The organism is Streptomyces sp. NPDC008150 (assembly GCF_042956945.1).
Lineage (GTDB): Bacteria > Actinomycetota > Actinomycetes > Streptomycetales > Streptomycetaceae > Streptomyces.
Map to the genome: position 1 here is coordinate 46,791 of NZ_JBIBHJ010000015.1, position 18,911 is coordinate 65,701.

At 71.2% G+C, this 18,911-nt stretch carries 14 protein-coding genes; 7 read left to right on the forward strand and 7 right to left on the reverse strand.

Annotated features, from left to right (window positions below):
* Positions 1–257: 257 nt before the first annotated feature.
* The 5 genes from ACFZA0_RS30405 to ACFZA0_RS30425 form a co-directional block, all read right to left on the reverse strand.
* Positions 258–767, reverse strand: coding sequence for an O-acetyl-ADP-ribose deacetylase (locus tag ACFZA0_RS30405; protein WP_391022872.1), 510 nt, complete (start codon positions 765–767; stop codon positions 258–260).
* A 163-nt stretch (positions 768–930) separates the two neighbouring features.
* Positions 931–2,340 (reverse strand): FAD-dependent oxidoreductase, encoded by a 1,410-nt coding sequence (locus tag ACFZA0_RS30410; protein WP_391022874.1) that lies wholly within the window; start codon positions 2,338–2,340, stop codon positions 931–933.
* Positions 2,341–2,536: 196 nt separating this feature from the next.
* The gene (locus tag ACFZA0_RS30415; RefSeq protein ID WP_391022876.1) at positions 2,537–3,388 is read right to left on the reverse strand and encodes an inositol monophosphatase family protein; all 852 of its coding nucleotides are present in this window, start codon (positions 3,386–3,388) and stop codon (positions 2,537–2,539) included.
* A gap of 231 nt (positions 3,389–3,619) precedes the next feature.
* Positions 3,620–4,627 (reverse strand): substrate-binding domain-containing protein, encoded by a 1,008-nt coding sequence (locus tag ACFZA0_RS30420; protein WP_391022877.1) that lies wholly within the window; start codon positions 4,625–4,627, stop codon positions 3,620–3,622.
* Positions 4,628–4,778: 151 nt separating this feature from the next.
* The gene (locus ACFZA0_RS30425) at positions 4,779–7,706 is read right to left on the reverse strand and encodes a CBM35 domain-containing protein (protein WP_391022880.1); all 2,928 of its coding nucleotides are present in this window, start codon (positions 7,704–7,706) and stop codon (positions 4,779–4,781) included.
* Positions 7,707–8,284: 578 nt separating this feature from the next.
* On the opposite strand from ACFZA0_RS30425, the gene ACFZA0_RS30430 reads away from it, so the two are divergent.
* The 5 genes from ACFZA0_RS30430 (at position 8,285) to ACFZA0_RS30450 (ending at position 14,600) form a co-directional block, all read left to right on the forward strand.
* A complete protein-coding gene (locus ACFZA0_RS30430) occupies positions 8,285–9,652 on the forward strand; it encodes an extracellular solute-binding protein (RefSeq protein WP_391022882.1) in 1,368 nt (455 codons plus the stop codon).
* A 117-nt stretch (positions 9,653–9,769) separates the two neighbouring features.
* Entirely contained in the window at positions 9,770–10,726 is a 957-nt protein-coding gene (locus ACFZA0_RS30435; RefSeq protein ID WP_391022884.1) for an ABC transporter permease subunit, read from the forward strand.
* A gap of 12 nt (positions 10,727–10,738) precedes the next feature.
* On the forward strand, positions 10,739–11,653 hold the full coding sequence (locus ACFZA0_RS30440) for an ABC transporter permease subunit (RefSeq protein ID WP_391022886.1): 915 nt from the start codon (positions 10,739–10,741) through the stop codon (positions 11,651–11,653).
* Between the two features lie 25 nt (positions 11,654–11,678).
* Positions 11,679–13,433, forward strand: a complete 1,755-nt coding sequence (locus ACFZA0_RS30445) for an alpha-amylase family glycosyl hydrolase (RefSeq protein WP_391022888.1) — start codon at positions 11,679–11,681, stop codon at positions 13,431–13,433.
* Between the two features lie 108 nt (positions 13,434–13,541).
* The gene (locus ACFZA0_RS30450; protein WP_391022889.1) at positions 13,542–14,600 is read left to right on the forward strand and encodes a substrate-binding domain-containing protein; all 1,059 of its coding nucleotides are present in this window, start codon (positions 13,542–13,544) and stop codon (positions 14,598–14,600) included.
* Between the two features lie 101 nt (positions 14,601–14,701).
* Here ACFZA0_RS30450 and ACFZA0_RS30455 read toward each other — a convergent pair whose 3' ends face one another.
* Entirely contained in the window at positions 14,702–15,070 is a 369-nt protein-coding gene (locus tag ACFZA0_RS30455; RefSeq protein WP_391022891.1) for a hypothetical protein, read from the reverse strand.
* A gap of 702 nt (positions 15,071–15,772) precedes the next feature.
* On the opposite strand from ACFZA0_RS30455, the gene ACFZA0_RS30460 reads away from it, so the two are divergent.
* Together ACFZA0_RS30460 and ACFZA0_RS30465 are read left to right on the forward strand one after the other, a co-directional pair.
* Positions 15,773–16,063: a hypothetical protein gene (locus ACFZA0_RS30460; RefSeq protein WP_391022892.1), complete on the forward strand. Its 291-nt coding sequence runs from the start codon at positions 15,773–15,775 to the stop codon at positions 16,061–16,063.
* A gap of 123 nt (positions 16,064–16,186) precedes the next feature.
* Positions 16,187–17,251, forward strand: a complete 1,065-nt coding sequence (locus ACFZA0_RS30465; RefSeq protein WP_391022893.1) for a lipoate--protein ligase family protein — start codon at positions 16,187–16,189, stop codon at positions 17,249–17,251.
* Positions 17,252–17,442: 191 nt separating this feature from the next.
* On the opposite strand, the gene ACFZA0_RS30470 is transcribed toward ACFZA0_RS30465, so the two are convergent.
* Positions 17,443–18,402, reverse strand: coding sequence for a substrate-binding domain-containing protein (locus tag ACFZA0_RS30470; protein WP_391022895.1), 960 nt, complete (start codon positions 18,400–18,402; stop codon positions 17,443–17,445).
* Between the last annotated feature and the right edge of the window lie 509 nt (positions 18,403–18,911).

Sequence of the window (18,911 nt, forward strand, 5' to 3'; positions counted from 1 at the left end):
TGTCCGCGGCGCCGTCCCGGGCGCTGCCGTCGGATCGGCGGTCGGCGAGTCCGGCGCGGCCACGGGCGTCCCTTCCCCTCCTGGTCGGATCGGCCGGTCACGCCCCGGGGACCCGGAAGTGGCCGGTCACGACCCTGGTGACCGTACGAACCGCCCATTACGCGGCTGTCTCCCGGGCCGTCCGGGCGGGGTTACACCTGCCGCACAGCAGGTGATCGCGGGATGTGAGAAGGCGGCGCGGCGGCCGGGTCCGCGGGTCAGCCGGCCTGGGCCGCGAACGTGTCGTAGGCGTGCTGGTCGAAGAGGACGAACCTGATCTCCTCGACCGCGGTCTCCGTCTCCCGCACGGTGCCGATCGCGATACGGGCCGCGTCGTCGACCGGCCAGCCGTAGACACCGGTGGAGACCGCGGGGAACGCGACCGTGCGGGCCCCGAGTTCGTCGGCCACGCGCAGCGACTCCCGGTGGCAGGACGCGAGCAGTGCCGAGCGGTCCTCGCCCCGGCTGAAGACGGGCCCGACGGTGTGGATCACCCAGCGGGCGTCCAGGTCGCCCGCGGTCGTGGCGACGGCGGCCCCGGTGGGCAGCCCCTTGCCGTAGTGGCCGGCCCGCAGGTCGCGGCAGGCGTCGAGGATCGCGGGCCCGCCCCGCCGGTGGATCGCGCCGTCGACGCCCCCGCCGCCCAGCAGCGAGGAGTTGGCCGCGTTGACGATCGCGTCGGCGGTCTGCCGGGTGATGTCTCCCTGGACGAGCGTGATGCGGGGCATGGCTTCGTTCCTCCTCCGGACGCGTCGCACGCGGTCGCACGATACGGCGACCAACCCTACGGACCCCCCGGGTACCCGCACGAACGGCTTTCCGGGCCCGGCCGGGACGGTTTCCCGGCCGTCACCGCGTGCCCCTCCCCCGTGCTCTCCGTGGCGCCCCTCCTCAGACCTCGCGCAGCCTGCGCCAGACCGCCTTCGCGGCGTTGTGGCCCGACATGCCGTGCACTCCCGGGCCGGGCGGCGTGGCCGAGGAGCAGAGGAAGACGGCCGGGTGCGGGGTGTTGTACGGGGAGAGCGAGAGCCGGGGCCGCAGCATCAGTTGCAGACCCGCGGCGGCTCCGGAGCCGATGTCGCCGCCGACGTAGTTGGCGTTGCGGGCGGCGAGTTCGGGGGGCCCGGCGGTGGCGCGCGCGAGCACCCGGTCGCGGAACCCGGGGGCGAACCGCTCCAGTTGGCGCTCGATGGCGTCGGTGAGGTCACCCGTCCAGCCGTTCGGGACGTGCCCGTACGCCCAGAAGACCTGCTTGCCCGCGGGTGCCCTGCCGGGGTCGGCGACGCCGGGCTGCACGGTGATGAGGAACGGCGCCTCGGGTGCCCTGCCCTCGCGGGAGACCGCCCGCAGCGCGCTGCCGATCTCACCGGCGCTCGCGGCGACCTGCACGGTACCGGCGACGCGCGCCTCCTCGGCCGTCCAGGGCACCGGGCCGTCCAGCGCGTAGTCGACCTTGAAGACGCCGGGGCCGTACTTGTAGCCCTCGTAGAAGCGGCCCAGTCCCGCGATGCGGGCCAGCGCCGTGGGCGAGGTGTCGAAGACGTAGGCGCGGGCGGGCGGCAGGTCGTCCAGGCGCCTGACCTCGTAGTCGGTGTGGAGGGTGCCGCCGAGGTCCACCAGGTAGGCGGCGAGCGCGTCGGAGATCGACTGCGAGCCGCCGCGGGCGACGGGCCAGCCGCGGGCGTGCGCGGCGAGGGCGAAGACGAGACCGATGGCCCCGGTCGCGATGCCGGACAGGGGCGCCATCACGTGGGCGACGAGACCGGCGAAGAGGGTCTTGGCCCGTTCGTCGCGGAAGCGGCGCATCAGCAGCGTCGAGGGCGGCAGGCCGGCCAGCCCGAAGCGGGCGAGGGTGACGGGATCGCGCGGGAGGGAGCTGAGCGGCAGGGACATGAAGTCCCGTACGAGAGCGTCCCACTTGGGGAGGAACGGCCGCACCAGCCTGCGGTACGCGCCCGCGTCGCGCGGGCCGAAGGACGCCGCCGTCTCGGCGACGGAACGCGACAGCACGGCGGCGCTGCCGTCCAGGAACGGGTGGGCCATGGGGAGTTGGGGATGCAGCCACTCAAGGCCGTAGCGTTCGAGCGGGAGGGCGCGGAACGCCGGTGAGTTGATGCCGAGGGGGTGCGCGGCGGAGCACGGGTCGTGCCGGAAGCCGGGCAGGGTGAGTTCCTCCGTGCGGGCGCCGCCGCCGACGGTGTCCCTGGCCTCGAAGACGGCCACGGAGAAGCCGCGCCGGGCCAGTTCCACGGCAGCCGTCAGTCCGTTCGGCCCCGCACCCACCACGACCGCATCGAGCATCGACGGCACCTTCGGACTCCTTCGTCAGCCGACGGCCACTGGGGTTCAGGATATGCCCGGGGCGCGACGGCCTCGCGGGGCGGCCGCCCCGGCAGCGCGCCGCCGGGCGTCCCGGCTGCCGTCGCGGCCCCGGCACGGCCGTCGCGGCCCCGGCACGGCCGGGGCGCCCGCCGGGCCGGGGCGCCCCGGGGGCGCGTCAGGCGTCGTCCGCGTCCGCGAGGACCGCCCGCACGCGGCGGGCCGTCGCCTCGTCGCGGGCCGCGGTGAACGGGAAGACGTTGCCCCCGGTGATCCGGAACGGCTCGCCGGAGCGGGTGAGGTGGGTGCCGCCCGCCTCCTCCACCAGCAGGAGGCCGGCCGCGTGGTCCCAGGCCGCCTCCCAGGTGAACGCGACGGCGTCGAGCTCGCCCCGGGCGACGGCCAGGTACTCCAGGCCGGCCGACCCGCAGGGCCGCGGCCGGACGCCGTCGGTCCACAGCGGGCGCAGGGCGCGCTTCTCGTCGTCGGTCGTGTAGTCGGGGTGGGAGACGGCCACCTCCAGGTCCCGGCCGGGCTGCGGGGACCCGGCGCGCAGTTCCCGTCCGTCGAGGCGGGCGCCCCGGCCGCGTATCGCGGTGGCGAAGTGGCCGAGGGCCGGTGCGTACGTCCAGGAGGCGAGGACGACCCCGCGGTGGGCGAGCGCCACGAGGGTGCAGAATCCGGTGTCGCCGTGCACGAACTGCCGTGTCCCGTCGACCGGGTCGACGATCCAGACGGGCAGGTCGCCCCGGAGGGCGTCGTACGTCGCCGGGTCGGCGTGCACCGCCTCCTCGCCGACCACGACGGAGCCGGGCAGCAGGGCGGCGAGCCGCTCGGTCAGCAGGCGCTCGGCCAGCCGGTCGGCGTCGGTCACCAGGTCGTGCGGGCCCTTCTTCTGGTCGATCTCGTGCTCGGCGAGGCGGCGGAAGCGGGGCATGATCTCGGCTGCGGCCGCCTCGCGGACCGCTTCTTCGACGGCTGCCGAGTGGTGTGCGGGAAACTCGTCGATGGTTTCGATTTCTCCGATCATGGCTCCATGAGAGCACGCGCGTCTGACAGCACCCGCCCGGGTGGTGCACGGCGGGTGGAATCGCGCCGAACACCCGGTGCGGGGCGGACCGGGGCTGTGCGACCTGCGTGCCTCGCGTGATCGGAGAGGTCACACGCGCCTGCGCCGCCCCACGCGCCACAGGGTTTTGTCACTGTTCGCCCCCATGGGACCAACTCCGTGACGTTCCTCACCCGTTGGGGCCGTCGGCGGTCACGCCCGCCGGGCCGTCGCGATCTCCGCGGCGGGCGGCGGGGCGGTGGAGTTGCGGACCACCAGTTCGGGCTCGTGGAGCAGTTCCTGCGGGGTGGGGTTCTCGCCCGAGATCTGGTTGGCGAGGAGGGTGACCGCCGCGCGGGACATGGCCTCGATGGGCTGGCGCAGGGTGGTCAGCGGCGGGTCGGTGTAGTTCATGAACGCCGAGTCGTCGTAGCCCACCACCGACAGGTCGCCGGGCACGGCGAGTCCCTTGCGGCGCGCGGCGCGTATCGCGCCCAGGGCCAGGACGTCGCTGCCGCAGATCAGGGCGGTGACACCGGCGGAGAGCAGTTCCGCCGCGACGGCCTGGCCGCCCTCGAAGGAGAACAGGGCGTGGCCGACGGGGTGGTTGCCCCGGCTCGCGGCGGTGAGTTCGGTGAAGGCGGCGACCTTGCGGCGCGAGGGCATGTGGTGCACGGGCCCGACCATGAGCCCGATGTCGGTGTGCCCCATGGCCGACAGGTGTGCGTGGGCCTGCCGCACGGCGGCTGTGTCGTCGGTGGAGACCCGGGGGAACCCCGCGTAGTCGACGGCGGCGTTGAGCAGCACCACGGGGACCCCGCGCTTCAGCAGCGCCGCGTGCTCGACCTCGGTGAGCCCGCCGCAGAAGATGACGCCGGAGACGTGCTGGTCGAGGAGCATCGCGACGTACTCGGCCTCGGTCAGACCGCCCGCGGTACGGGTGCACAGCACCGGCGTGTAGCCGAGCTGGACCAGGGCACCGCCCGCGACCTCGGCCAGCGCCGGGAAGATCGGGTTCTGCAACTCCGGTAGCACGAGACCCACCAGCCGCGCCTGCACACCCCGCAACTGCGTCGGACGCTCGTACCCCAGCACGTCCAGCGCGGTGAGCACCGCCTGGCGGGTGCTGTCGGACACGCCCGGCTTGCCGTTCAGGACGCGACTGACCGTCGCCTCACTGACACCCACCCGGTAAGCCACTTCTGCGAGTCTGCGAGCCATGCGCGGAGTGTATCCGCACGTTTCCGGCCGAATTCCGCTCGGGATTGCCCGTTCGCCGGAGCTTGCACGGGCGCGCCGAGCGGGACGACGGACGGGCCGCCCGCACACGTCAGGTGTGTGTGGGCGGCCCTGGGCCGACGTGCCGCCGGGCTCAGAACCCGCTGTTGCCGCTGCCGCGGGTGACGGTGAAGCCGGGTGCGTTGTTGAGCAGGCCGCCGGACTTGGCGGTCACGGTGGTGTTGGAGACCGTCATGCCTCCGGTGACGTTGTTGAGGTCGAAGCCGTACGTGCCGGCGTTGGTGATCGTGTCGTGGTCGAGGGTCAGGTTGCTGATCTGCTTGGCGTAGCTGAGCAGCACGCCCTGGTAGGTGCTGTCCTTGATGGTGTTGCCGGTGACCGTGACGGGCTGGGTGATGTCGGCGGTGTCGGCGTAGATCCACAACGCGCCGATGTTCGTGGCCCAGTTGATGTGGTACGAGCCGCAGCGGGTGAGGAGGTTGTCCCGCACGGTGGTCGGACCGGAGAAGCCCTGGCCGAAGTAGGTGCTGACGGTGATGCCGGAACCGAAGGCGACGGTGTCGCTGACGGAGTTGTTCTCCAGGGTGTTGCCGGAGCCGCCGTACACGCCGATTCCGTTTGCCTGGATGGGGAGTTGGACGGTGTTGTGCGAGACCGTGCTGGTCGAGACGTTGCCGCCCTCGGTGTCGAGGGCGATGTTGTCGTCGCCGGTGTTGCGCACGTTGGACTGTTCCACACGGGTGTTGGAGGAGCCGCCGTGGACGTGGATGCCGTCGGCGAAGATGTCACGGGCGCGGACCCCGGAGACGAGCAGGCCGGTGCCCGGGTTGGCCCACAGGCCGACCTTGGTGTGCTCCATCCACACGTTGGAGATGAGCGACCCGGAGGTGAACGTGCCCTCGATCGCGGCCGCGCCGGAGTCGTTGTTGCGGAAGGTCTGGTCGCCGGAGATCGTCAGGTCGGCGATCTGGTTGCGGCCCCCGTTGGCGAAGAGGCCGCCCGCGCCGTTCTCCGCCGTCGACCTGATCGTGGTGTACCACTGGCCGGCGCCGCGCAGGGAGACGTTGGTGAGGTTCACGCGGCCGGAGACCGTGTACGTGCCCGAGGGCAGCCACAGGCCCTTGCCCGCCGAAGAGGCCGTGCTCAGCGCCGTGTTGAGTGCGCCGGTCACGTCGGTGGTGCCGGGGGTGACGCCGTAGTCGGCGGCCGAGACGTATCCGGCGGGCATCGTGTAGGCGGCGTCGACGAGTTCGGTGTCGATGACGTCGACGGTGTAGGAGGCGGCGGTGTCGGCGGCGTCCTTCTGGAGCTTGAGGACGGTACCGGCGGGCCAGGTGGCGGTGTTGAGGAAGCGCACCTCGTCGTAGTAGTGGTGTCCGGCGCTGTCGCCGCTGTAGCCGGGGGTGTTGGTGTCGTAGTAGCCGGGACCGTAGATCCAGGAGAACTTGTTGGTCGTCTGGAGGTCGGTGACCTTGGTGCCGCCCGCGTACAGCGACAGGGGCGCGGTGGTGACCGAGCCGGAGGCGGTGTCGGGGATCGAGTAGCGCACGACCACCGAGTTGGCGGCCTTGCCGAGGGTGATCTGCACGTACTGGCCGGTGGCCGTCAGCTTGACGGCGCTGCGGCCGGTGGACTCGGCGGACATGCTCGGGTAGGCGCTGCTCGTGGCGAGGACGGTGCCCGTGGTGGTGGCGTCCGCGGCGCGGTACTCGGTGTACGGCAGGGTGGCGCCCTGCGTGGTCGGGGCGGTGCCGCCGTCGACGGACACGCTGTCCACCGCCACGTTGCCGGTGTCGCCCGAATCGGTCTGCACACCCACGAGGTTGAGTCCGGAACGCAGCTTCACCGAGACGGACACGTGTGACCAGCCGGTCGCGGCGGGCAGGCTGAGCTGCGACGACCTGATGCCGTTCAGGTACAGGGAGAGCGTCTGCGCGGAGCCGGTGGTGTTGCGGTAGGTGACGGCGACGGGATACGTGCCCGCCGACGGCACCGAGGTGTCAACGACCGCCTGCGCACCCTGAGTTGTGAATCCGGTGAGGTATCCGGTGCCGGAGAAGCCGGTGAGGGAGGTCGCGACGGAGGGGCCGCCCGTGAAGAACGCGGTCTCGGCCTCGTACGCCCGGCCCGCCGCGCCGCCGGTGCCGGGGTCGGTGGGCGGCGTGGTGGTCCCGGCGCCCACGGTGATGTCGTCGAGGTTGACGTTGCCGGTGTCGGTGCTGTCGAAGCGGTAGGCGACGGTGTTGCTGCCCGACTTGAGGGTGAGGTTCTCGCTGCGGACCGCCCAGGTGTTCCAGTCGGCGGTCGCCGCGAGCGAAGTGGTCAGCGCCTTGGTGCCGTTGACGTACACCGACAGGGTCTGCGCGGAGCCGGTGCCGTTGGAGTACCGCAGGCCCACGGCCGCACTGCCGGCGCTCGTGGCGCTGACGGTGAAGGTGGTGGCGGCGGTGCCCTTGTGGGTGTCGGTGTAACCGCCCACGTATCCCGTGCCGTTGTAGCCGGTGTGCTCGGTCTCGGTGGCGGCGCCGCCGGAGAGCGCCGCGGTCTCCGCCTCGTACTGTCCGGCCGGTGACGTGGGCGCGGCGGTCACGGTGATCGCGTCGAGGTTGACGTTGCCGGTGTCGGTGCTGTCGTACTTGTAGGCGACCGCGTTGTTGCCCGCGGTCAGGCTCAGCGTGGTGCTGACGGTGGCCCACGTGTTCCAGTCGGCGGTCACCGGCAGTTGGACGGTGGCCGTCTTCGTGCCGCGCACGTACACCGACAGGCTCTGGGCGACTCCGGAGCCGTTGGCGTAGCGCAGCGCCGACACGTAGGCGCCGGCACCGGCGGCGCTCACCGTGAAGGTGGTGGCCGCGCTGCCCTTGTCGGCGTCGGTGTAGCCGCCGACGAAGCCGGTGCCGGTGTATCCGGTGTGGTCGCTCTGCGCGACGGCGCCGCCGGACAGGGCCGCCGACTCCGCCTGGTAGGTGGTGGACGTCGCGGCGAACGCCTGCGGGGGCCGGCCGACCAGCGCGCACAGCAGCGCCACCAGGGCGGCCACCGCGAGGAGGGCGGGTCTCACTTTCAACACACTTGTGCCTGAAGGGAATTGGGGCATGGGGTACTCCCACGGGAAGGAGAGCGGGGATGGGTGACGCGCACCGTAGCCCGGCGTTAACCCGCAGGCAATGCATCGCGCCGCGCCCCGGAATTACGCGGACGGCGACCCGGCAGGGTTTCTCCGCCCCCGCATCCCCGATTACCAGCACGAATACACCGGCCGCCGCGCGGCCACGCAAGCGGAACTTGTGGCGGATTCCAGGTTTCCTGTCGGATTCTTGCACCGCGCGTTGCGTGCGACTCCTGCGTCTGCCCTGACCTGCGGGCAACGACGCATCCGAACGTCCGGTGACCCGGCTTCCGAACTCGCCGACATGTCCGCGAAGTTCATCCGGAGGGGACCGACAAACCGGCGAAAGCAGGCATGTCGGCTTCTTGCGCTGTCTTTCGTCCGTTGTTTTCGGGGGAGTTGACGGAGGTCGTCGACGCTTTGCGCATGTGGGTTTACGTATTGCTCCGCGATGGGTGCGCACGTAACTTGTCCGTCACCTCAGGGAGAGCGGGTTCCCGCAATCCCCACCTCACGATCAGGGACGATCCATGACCGGTTTCCCGGCGGGCAGCAGAGCCCGCATCGCAGTCGCCGTGGCGGCCGCCGCGACCCTCGCCCTCACCGCGAGCGGCTGCGGCAGCTCGGACAGCTCCGCCTCCTCGGACGGCAAGGTCACCATCACGGTGAACGACATGCCGGCCAAGACCGACCCGGTCAACCGCAAGATCTTCCTGTCGGACGTGGCCGCCTTCGAGAAGGCCAACCCGAAGATCCACGTGGTGCCGCACGAGGGCCAGATGGACCCGCAGACCTTCTCCACCAAGCTCGCGGGCGGGCAGCTGGAGAACGCCTTCTACGTGTACCTGACCGACCCGGCCGGCCTGATGGCCAAGCACCAGGCCGCCGACATCACCGACTACCTGAAGGACTATCCGCAGGCCGAGCAGGTCAAGCCGGAGCTGCGCAAGGTCTTCCAGGACAAGGCGGGCCGCACCTACGGCGTGACCGAGGGCAACTACACCATGGGACTGGTCTACAACCGGGCCCTGTTCAAGAAGGCCGGCCTCGACCCCGACAGCCCGCCCACCACCTGGGACGAGGTGCGGACCGACGCCAAGAAGATCGCCGCGCTCGGCAACGGCATCGCCGGGTACGGCGACTACAGCAAGTCCAACACCGGCGGCTGGCACTTCACCGCCGAGATGTACTCGCGCGGCGGCGACGTCGCCAAGCAGCAGTCGGACGGCACCTGGAAGGCCGACTTCGACAACGCCACCGGACGCGCGGTGCTCCAGCAGCTGCACGACATGCGGTGGACCGACGACTCCATGGGCAAGCGCCAACTCCTGGAGTGGGCCGACCTGTTGCAGATGATGGGGGCCGGAAAGCTCGGCATGTACCTCGCCACCTCCGACAACATCCCCACCATCGCCGCGCAGTACAAGGGCGACCCGAAGGACTACGGCCTGGGCCCGATGCCGGACGGCAAGGGCACGCTCGGCGGCGGCGGCGGCTTCATGTTCAACCCGAAGAACAGCGCGGCCCAGACCAAGGCGGCGCTCGCCTGGGTGATGTTCAAGTACGAGAACCCCGACCGCATCACGTCCGGCCAGCAGCGTGCGGCGGAGAACAAGCAGCCCGTCGGCCTGCCCGAGCCGAACATCTGGACCGGTGAGGCGCAGCGGACGCGCGCGGCGGCCGACAAGAAGTACGCGAACGAACCCGTCGCCAACTACGCCCCGTTCACCGAGGCCATGGGCTCGATCCCGCTGAAGCTGGAGCCCCCGCAGGCGCAGCAGATCTACGCGGTCCTGGACACCGCGATGGCGAAGGTCCTCACGCAGAAGGACGCCGACATCGACAAGCTGCTGTCCGACGCGTCCAAGCAGGTCGACTCCCTGCTCGCGGCGCAGTGACCGACGGGCCGGCGTGCCGGCCCGAGGGGTCCGGTCCGGTGTCCGGCGGCCACGCCGGACACCGAACCGGGCTTCACCGCAACCCACTTGAGTACTGAGCAACAAGGAGAGAGTTCTATGGCGACGTCCCTGGCGCCGCACCGCAGCGAGGTCGGCGTCGCAGCCGCGCCCGAGCCACGGCCGGCCGGGCGGGCGCGGCTGCGACGGCGGATCGCCGACAACGCCCTGGCGTACGCCTTCCTGGCAGCCGGCATTCTCTGCTTCGCGTACTTCTCGTGGTATCCGCTGATCCGCGGCATCACCCTCAGCTTCCAGCAGGACAACCTCATCACCGATCCGGAGTGGGTGGGACTGACCAACTACCACCACCTGTTCGCGGACCCGCTGTTCTGGACGGCGTGGCGCAACACCGCCGAGTTCACCGGCCTCGCCCTGCTCTTCGGGTACGCGGTGCCGCTCGTCATCGCCGTCCTGCTCAACGAACTCCGGCACTTCAAGGGGTTCTTCAGGATCGCGGTCTACCTCCCCGTGATGCTGCCGCCGATCGTCTGCGTCATGCTCTGGCAGTACTTCTACGATCCCGGCCAGGGCCTGTTCAACACCCTGCTGCGCGGCGCGCACCTGCCGACGTCGCAGTGGGTGCAGTCGCCGCACATGGCGATGATCTCCCTCGTCCTCGTGTCGACCTGGGCCAACATGGGCGGCGCGACGCTGATGTACCTGGCGGCGCTCCAGGCCGTACCGGGCGACCTGTACGAGGCAGCCGAGCTGGACGGCGCGGGCATCTGGGCGCGGCTGCGGCACGTGACGCTGCCGCAGATGCGGTTCGTGATGCTGGTCCTGCTGCTGCTCCAGATCATCTCCACCATGCAGGTGTTCATCGAGCCGTTCCAGCTCACCGGCTTCACCAACCCGTCCACGATCACGGTGATGACGCTGATCTACCGCTACGCGTTCGCCGTCAACAACGACTTCGGCCTCGCCGCCGCCATGAGTGTGCTGCTGTTCGTCGTGCTCGGCGTCTTCGCCGCGTTCTACCTGCGGCTGACCCGCGACACGTCGGACCAGGGCTGAGGAGGACCAGAGATGACCACGACCGCCCCCGGCCCCGCGTCCACCGCGCCCCGGAGCCTCGTCTCCGCGCAGGAGCTGGCCCGCCCCCGCAACCGCCGCATCTACTACGCCCTGCTGACCCTCACGGTGGTGCTGTTCGTCGCGGTGTTCGTCTTCCCGCTGTACTGGATGGCGTCCTCGGCGCTGGAGACCCCCAAGGAGTTCGCCGCCGCGACGCCCACGCTGCTGCCGAAGTCCGTGCACTTCGCCGCGTACCGCGACGCGTGGACGCAGATGGACATCGCGCACTTCTTCCTCAACACCGTCTACTACGCCGCCGGCGGCTGGTTCATCCAGATGGCCGTGGACGTGTGCGCGGCGTACTCGCTGTCCAAACTCCGGCCCGCCTTCGGCAAGTTCGTCTTCGCCGCGATGCTGGCGAGCCTGATGCTGCCGGCCGCCGCCCTGCTGGTGCCCGCGTACCTCACGGTGAACGACCTGCCGATCCTGCACCTGAACCTGCTCAACACCCCCTGGGGACTGTGGCTCCCGGGCGCGGCCAATGCCTTCAACATCTACGTGCTGCGCCGCTTCTTCGACCAGATTCCCGGCGACATCCTCGACGCCGCCGCCATCGACGGCGCCTCCCGCATGCAGGTGCTGCTGCGCGTCGTGCTGCCCCTGTCCCGCCCGGTCCTCGCGGTGGTCTCCATCTTCTCCGTCGTGGGCATGTGGAAGGACTTCCTGTGGCCGCTGCTGGTCCTCCAGGACCCCGACAAGCAGACCCTGTCGGTCGCCCTGCACCGGCTGTCGACGTCCACCACCCAGGTACCGCCCACCGAGATGATCGCCGGTCTGACCATCGCGGCCGTCCCGATGATCGTGCTGTTCCTCATCTTCCAGCGGCACATCCTCGGCGGCCTGTCCGCGGGAGCCCTCAAGGGCTGATCCCGCACACACGCCGCCGACCCCCATGACGATCCGGCCCGTTCGGGCCGGGTCCGCCCCGCCGTGCGCCGAGGACGGCGCCGTCACCTCCCCGATCAAGGAGCCAGCCCACGTGGCCACAGCGAACGACACCGCGTCCCAGCACCACGAGTGGTGGCGTGACGCCGTCATCTACCAGGTCTATCCCCGCTCCTTCGCCGACGGCGACGGCGACGGCGTCGGCGACCTCGCGGGCGTCCGGCAGCACCTGCCCTACCTGGCCGAACTCGGCGTCGACGCGCTGTGGTTCAGCCCCTGGTACGCCTCGCCACAGGCCGACGCGGGTTACGACGTCGCCGACTACCGGCGCATCGACCCGATGTTCGGCGACCTGTCCGAGGCCGGCGCGCTGATCGCCGAGGCCCACGAACTCGGGCTGCGCATCGTCGTCGACATCGTGCCCAACCACGTCTCCGACCAGCACGCCTGGTTCCGCGAGGCACGCGAGGCCGGTCCCGGCGCGGAGGCCCGCGACCTGTTCTGGTTCCGCCCCGGACGCGGCACCGACGGCGAACTCCCGCCCAACGAATGGCAGTCGGTCTTCGGCGGTCCGGCCTGGACCCGCACCGCCAACCCGGACGGCACCCCGGGAGAGTGGTACCTGCACCTGTTCGCCCCCGAGCAGCCCGACCTGAACTGGAACAACCCCAAGGTCCGCGAGGAGCACGAGAGCGTCCTGCGCTTCTGGTTCGACCTGGGTGCCGACGGCGTGCGGATCGACTCGGCGACCATGCCGGCCAAGGACCCCGAACTGCCCGACTTCGACCCGGCGTCGCCGCCCGTGCCGCACCCCTACATCGACCGCGACGACGTGCACTCCATCTACCGCGCCTGGCGCGAGGTGGCCGCCGCGTACTCGCCGCCGCGCGCCCTGATCGGCGAGGTGTGGCTCGCCGACCCGGTGCGCTTCGCGCACTACCTGCGGCCCGACGAGATGCACACCGCCTTCAACTTCGACTACCTGAACAGCCCTTGGGACCCGGCGGCACTGCGCTCGGTCATCGACGCCACCTTCGACGCGCATGCCTCCGTGGGCGCGGCGCCGACCTGGGTGCTGTCCAACCACGACGTCACCCGGCACGTCACCCGCTACGGCCGCGCCGACTCCTCCTACGGGCACGCGCTGCGCCAGCACGGCACCAGCACCGACCTGGCCCTCGGCACCCGCCGCGCCCGCGCCGCGCTGCTGCTGGCCCTGGCACTGCCCGGCGGGCACTACATCTACCAGGGCGAGGAACTGGGCCTGTGGGAGGTGGAGGACATTCCGGCCGAGCGGCGCCAGGACCCCATCTTCCACCGCACCGGCGGCACCGACATCGGCCGCGACGGCTGCCGCGTCCCGCTCCCCTGGTCCGGCCAGGAACCGCCCTTCGGGTTCAGCCCGGCCGGCGCGAGCGCCCCGCCGTGGCTGCCGCAGCCCGCCGACTGGGCGGACCACACGGCCGAGGCGCAGGACGGCCGCGCCGACTCCATGCTCGGCTTCTACCGCACCGCCCTCGCCGGACGCCGGGCCGAACAGGGCCTGCACAACGAGGAGTTCACCTGGCTGCCCAGCGACGACCCGGGTGTCCTCGCCTTCGAGCGAGGTGCCGGTTTCGTTTGCGTCGCCAACCTGTCCGCGGCGCCGGCCGCGCTGCCGGCGGACACGGAGGTGGTGCTGGCGAGCGGCCCCGAGGTGGACGTGACGGCGCGGGTGCTGCCGCCGGACACGTCGGTGTGGCTGCGCCGCGTGCGCGGCTGACGGCGGCGGCTGCCGGGGAGCGGGCCGGAAGGTCCGCTCCCCGGCAGCCGACTCGCTTCGCTCATCAGCACGTTGACTCAACCGCTCAGGAAGAACGGAAGAACTCGCATGACTCGTAGGCTCTCCGAGGTGGCCCGGCGCGTGGGGGTCAGCGACGCGACGGTCAGCCGTGTCCTGAACGGCAAGCCGGGTGTCTCCGACGCGACAAGACAGGCGGTGCTCACCGCGGTCGACGTGCTGGGGTACGAGCGTCCGACGCAGTTGCGGGGTGTGCGGGCGCGGCTGGTGGGTCTCGTGCTGCCGGAGTTGCAGAACCCGATCTTTCCCGCGCTGGCCGAGGTCGCGGGCGGTGCCCTGGTCCAGCTCGGCTACACGCCGGTGCTGTGCACCCGTACCGCGGGCGGTCTGACCGAGGCCGAGTACGTCGCGATGCTCCTCGACCAGCACGTCTCCGGCGTCATCTTCTGCGGCGGGCTGAGCGCGGAGGAGTACTCGTCGCTGCTGCGGCGCGGGGTGCCCGTGGTGCTGCTCAACGCGGCCGTCGCGTACACCGGCAGCGCGACCGACCCGACGGCCGGGTTCCCGCAGGTCTCCACCGACGACGCGGCGGCGGTCCAGCAGGCGTACGCGCACCTCACGGCGCTGGGGCACACCCGGATCGGCCTGCTCGTCGGACCGGCGGACCACAGCCCGTCGCGCCGGAAGGCCGCGGCGTTCACCGAACTGACGGCGCGGTCGCAGCACGGGGACGGCGTCCGCCGCATCGGCCACGCCCTGTTCTCCTTCGAGGGCGGCCAGGCCACGGCGACGGACCTCTACGACCAGGGGGTCACGGCCCTCATCTGCGGCAGCGACGTCCTCGCGCTCGGCGCGGTGCGGGCGGCCCGGCGCCGGGGTCTCGCCGTGCCGCAGGACATCTCGGTGGTGGGCTACGACGACTCGGCGTTCATGAACTACACCGACCCGCCGCTGACCACCCTGCGCCAGCCCATCGAGGCCATGTCCCGCGCGGCGGTCACCCTGCTGGTCAACCAGATCACGGGAGTCACGTCGTCCGCGAAGGAACTCCTGCACGAACCGGAACTGGTCGTCAGGAACTCCACGGCACCCCTGAACAGGCAGGGCCTGCGGGGCACGCAGCACACGCCGCTGCGGGCACTGCCGTAGCGGCCGACGCCGCGGCGGACACCGCCGTTGCCGGCACCGGCGTTACCGGCCCGCGTTGCCGTCATCGCCGTCGCGGCGGCGGGAGCCGGCCGGTGCTCCGGTCAGGCGGCGCGGGCCCAGCGCTGCGCGGCGCGCACCGGGGCGGGCACCGGCCCCGGCGCGGGGGCGGGACCGGAGGAGTGCACGGCGCGTACCCGGTAGGTGGTCCGCGTCCGGTCGACCAGGGGCTCACCGAGCGCGAGCCGGCCGTCGTCGAGCAGGGTGTCGCACACCTCGGTGGGCAGCGCGGCGTAACAACCCCCGCGGCCGGCCGTGGAGTCCAGCGGGCGCCAGTAGCTGTACCGGCGGCGGCCGTCGGCGTGCACGGCGACGAAGACGGGGGTGCGCGCGTCGGATATGACGCGCAGCACCTCGGTCTCGGCCTCGCTGAGCGAACCGCGGGGGCGGGGGCGGGAGCTGGACGCGCGCATGATCAGTCCTTCACAGCCGTTGCTCGACGGTCCCCGCCACGGCGGGCGGCCCCGTCACTTCCGCGACCCCGCGTCCAACTCCCGCGCGTCCGGGCGCGGACATGCTTCACCTGCGGCTGGTCGACGGCGAGTGGCATCGGCAACGGCCTTTCCGGAAGCGGGGACACGAGGTCACGTACCCCGTCCGGCCCAAGTTGATCTCTCACTTGCCGCATTCTTCAGTACTCCACTGACATCGCGCACCATGGTTCTCCGGTACGCCCACCTGCGGGAGCCCCCACGGACGGCACGGGCGGGGCGCGGGGCCGGACGCGCGGAGAGCCGTCGGCGGTGTGAAGTCCCTTCGCGGTGAAGGTTTTCGGGGTGCGCGGAAACGGAACCGCCTGCCAAGATCGTCCCGGCGACCCGCGATCCACGACGTGCGGGGCCACCGGAACGAGGACAAAAACCATGAAAAGGCCGCACATGAAGCGGAGATCGAGACCTGAAGCCGGGACCGGCATCGGGACCGGGCGTACGACGGGGGCGGAAACCGGGCGCGGAGCGGTGGTGACGGCGGCGGTGTCGTTGTCGATCGCGGCGGTCGTCCTGACCCTGTCCGGATGCGGCGGCACGGACCCGGCGAAATCGTCACCGCGGTCAACTCCTCCCGCCGCCAAAGGAAACGGGACACCGGCACCCTCCGCCTCTGCCTCCGCCTCGGTGAAGCCGACCGGCCCCGCCGACGCCGGACTGGCGGGCTCCTGGGGATCGAGCTCGTACGTCGTCCTGCACTTCACGGGCAGCAGGGTCGAACTGTCGGGCGGCGGCACCCACTGCCTCGGGAGGGCCGCGAAGGAGGACGGCGTCGACACCATCCGCCTGACGTGCGACAAGAAGAACGCCACCCGCACGGTGGGCAGGGTCTACGGCCTGACCGACAAGGCCATGACCGTGGACTGGGAGGGAACGGGCGCGGACAGCTTCTTCCGCAGCGACGACACGGCCTCCTGAACCTCGGGATGTCCGGGATGAGCAGGAATGATTCGTCCACGGAGCGCGTTGGTGGTGTACGCGCGCACGGCGTCCCGCGGAGGTCGTGACGACGGCACGCGGAACAGGAACGGAGACGGATCGGTGCACGGTGAGTACAAGATCCCCGGCGGCAAGCTGGTGGTCGTGGACCTGGACAGCGAGAACGGACTGCTGCGCGACGTGCGCGTGGCCGGCGACTTCTTCCTGGAACCGGACGAGGCGATCACCGCTATCGACAACGCTCTCGAAGGGGCCCCCGCCGAGACCGACGCCGCCGGCCTGGTCGCACGCATCGAAGCCGCGCTGCCCGAGGGAACCGTGATGTACGGGCTGACCGCGGAGGGCGTCGCGGTGGCTGTGCGACGCGCGCTGGCGCGGGCCACCGACTGGACCGACTACGAGTGGCAACTCATCCACGAGAGGCCGCAGTCCCCTGCCCTGCACATGGCGCTCGACGAGGTCCTGACCGCGGAAGTCGCCGCCGGCCGTCGGCCCCCGACCCTCCGGGTGTGGGAGTGGGCCGAGCCGTCCGTGATCATCGGCAGCTTCCAGTCCCTCCGCAACGAAGTCGACCCCGAGGGCGCCGCCCGCCACGGCATCACCGTGGTACGGCGCATTTCCGGCGGAGGGGCCATGTTCGTGGAAGTGGGAAATTCCATCACCTACTCCCTCTCCGTCCCCGCTCCCCTGGTCTCGGGAATGTCCTTCGCGGAGTCCTACGCCTACCTGGACGACTGGGTCCTCGGCGCCTTCGGCGACATGGGCATCAAGGCGTGGTACCAGCCCCTGAACGACATCGCGACCGACGCCGGCAAGATCGGCGGCGCCGCCCAGAAGCGCATGGTGCCGACCGACGGCGGCCCCGGCGCGGTCCTGCACCACGTCACGATGAGCTACGACATCGACGCCGACAAGATGCTCGAAGTCCTGCGCATCGGCAAGGAGAAGATGTCGGACAAGGGGACGAAGAGCGCGAAGAAGCGCGTCGACCCGTTGCGCCGCCAGACCGGACTCCCTCGCGAAACGGTCATCGACAAGATGCTCGACTCCTTCCGCGTCCGTTACGGCCTCACGGAGGGCCGGGTCACGGACGAGGAGATGGCCCGCGCCGAACACCTCGCCGAGACCAAGTACAGCGACCCGGAGTGGACGGCCCGCGTCCCCTGACCACGGTGACCCGGCCGGGTCGGACGGATCGGCCCGCCTGGTTCCGGTTCGGCCAGGCCGAGTCGATGTGTCAGCCGTTTCCGTGCGCCGCGCCGGCGGTGCGTGCCGCGGCGCGCGTCACCGCTGCCGTGTGACGCGCGTCGGCATGTCGACTCGGCCCGGCCGCAGGCCCCGTTGCCGCAACGGCCGCGCTACGACGGGCAGTAGAGCGGGGCGGTGTCCGCGTCCGCCTTGGTGACCAGGCGTGTCGGTACGTAGTCGATCTTGCTGACGTCGTCCTTCCGCAGCAGCCCGAGGGCGTTGGTCACGGCCAGGGCGCCGAGGTCCATGGCCGAGTCGGAGACCGTTGCCGCGAACTCACCGCTCTTGAGGGCCTTGAGGCCGTCGTCCGTTCCGTTGACGGTCACGATGCCGACGTCCTGAGCGCCCGCCGCGTCGAGCGCCGCGCGCACCCCGAACCCCATCTGCTCGCTGGCGACGAACACGTAGTCCAGGTTCGGGTGCGCCTGGATCATCGCCGAGGCCGCGGACTTCGCCTTGTCCTCGGCATAGAATCCCTCGGCCTGCGCCGCGACGTGAACGTTGCTGTCGAGTGCCTCGGTGAAGCCCTCGGTCATCTGGTCGGAGGACGCCGAGCCGTCCCCGGAGATCACACCCACTTCCGTGGCCCTCCCGCCGACCTCGCTGTTGACCCAGCCGGCGTCGAGGGCGCCTATGGGAGGCAGCCGGGAGACCGCGGCACCGAGGATGTGGCCGTTGCCCTCCGGAGGGGTCAGCGACGTCAGGAAGATCGGGACGCCGGCCTTCCACGCCGCGTCGACGTCCGCGTCGAGGGCGCTGGTGTTCACCGTCTGGAGGATGATCACGTCGACCTTCTTGGCGATCATGCTCTTGACGTTGGCGAGTTCCCTGGCCGCACTCCCGCCGGAGTTCGCCACCGTCGCCGTCGCGAGGTTGTCCTGCGCCGTGTCCTCGACCGAGGCCTGTAGACAGGTGTGGAACTCACTGGTGCCGCCGTTGACGAACCCGATACGGACCGGCCCCGTGTGCGTGGTGGAGGCGTCGCTCTCGGCCGAACAGCCGGCGAGGGACAGGCAGACGCAGACCAGGGGTGCTGCCAGCGCTCTTCGCGTGCGCGTGGATGCGGACATGCCGATGGTGCCTTTCGTGGTGCGGTGCGCGACTTCGGTGGTGCTGCGAGTCGGGACGCGCGCGGGTCAGGTCCTGGGCGCGGGCCCGGCCGTTGAGCACCGTGCGCCGGTCCCGTGCGGACGCCGGGCAACGGAGGGGACGGACAAGCACGCTCGTCGGCCGCGAAGCCGAAACGGGTGGGCCGGCGTCGCACACCGAACACCGTCGGAGCACAGGGACGCAGCCGAGCGCGGTGATCAACCGACTTCAGCGTCAGGGGTGTTGACCCGTGCCGCACGACGCGCAGGACCATGTCTAACACAGGAACGCCAGGTACCAGCAGCTTCCGCGGACCGGCGATAGAACGATTTAGTAAAGCGTTGCTTGCACGCGACGCGCAGGAAGGACGTCTCCCCGCCGGGGAGTTGCCCGGCACCCCGGGCAACTCGGCGACGGCGGGCCGCATTTCACGCCAAGCGCCCCAGATTCGCACCGGCGCACGGCCATGACGTGGAGGTGCCCCGGGGCG

Excerpts from the sequence above, each read along its gene's own strand:
- ACFZA0_RS30405 (WP_391022872.1), bottom strand. The coding sequence starts at position 767 with ATGCCCCGCATCACGCTCGTCCAGGGAGACATCACCCGGCAGACCGCC.
- ACFZA0_RS30410 (WP_391022874.1), bottom strand. The coding sequence starts at position 2,340 with ATGCTCGATGCGGTCGTGGTGGGTGCGGGGCCGAACGGACTGACGGCT.
- ACFZA0_RS30415 (WP_391022876.1), bottom strand. The coding sequence starts at position 3,388 with ATGATCGGAGAAATCGAAACCATCGACGAGTTTCCCGCACACCACTCG.
- ACFZA0_RS30420 (WP_391022877.1), bottom strand. The coding sequence starts at position 4,627 with ATGGCTCGCAGACTCGCAGAAGTGGCTTACCGGGTGGGTGTCAGTGAG.
- ACFZA0_RS30430 (WP_391022882.1), top strand. The coding sequence starts at position 8,285 with ATGACCGGTTTCCCGGCGGGCAGCAGAGCCCGCATCGCAGTCGCCGTG.
- ACFZA0_RS30435 (WP_391022884.1), top strand. The coding sequence starts at position 9,770 with ATGGCGACGTCCCTGGCGCCGCACCGCAGCGAGGTCGGCGTCGCAGCC.
- ACFZA0_RS30440 (WP_391022886.1), top strand. The coding sequence starts at position 10,739 with ATGACCACGACCGCCCCCGGCCCCGCGTCCACCGCGCCCCGGAGCCTC.
- ACFZA0_RS30445 (WP_391022888.1), top strand. The coding sequence starts at position 11,679 with ATGACGATCCGGCCCGTTCGGGCCGGGTCCGCCCCGCCGTGCGCCGAG.
- ACFZA0_RS30450 (WP_391022889.1), top strand. The coding sequence starts at position 13,542 with ATGACTCGTAGGCTCTCCGAGGTGGCCCGGCGCGTGGGGGTCAGCGAC.
- ACFZA0_RS30455 (WP_391022891.1), bottom strand. The coding sequence starts at position 15,070 with ATGCGCGCGTCCAGCTCCCGCCCCCGCCCCCGCGGTTCGCTCAGCGAG.
- ACFZA0_RS30470 (WP_391022895.1), bottom strand. The coding sequence starts at position 18,402 with ATGTCCGCATCCACGCGCACGCGAAGAGCGCTGGCAGCACCCCTGGTC.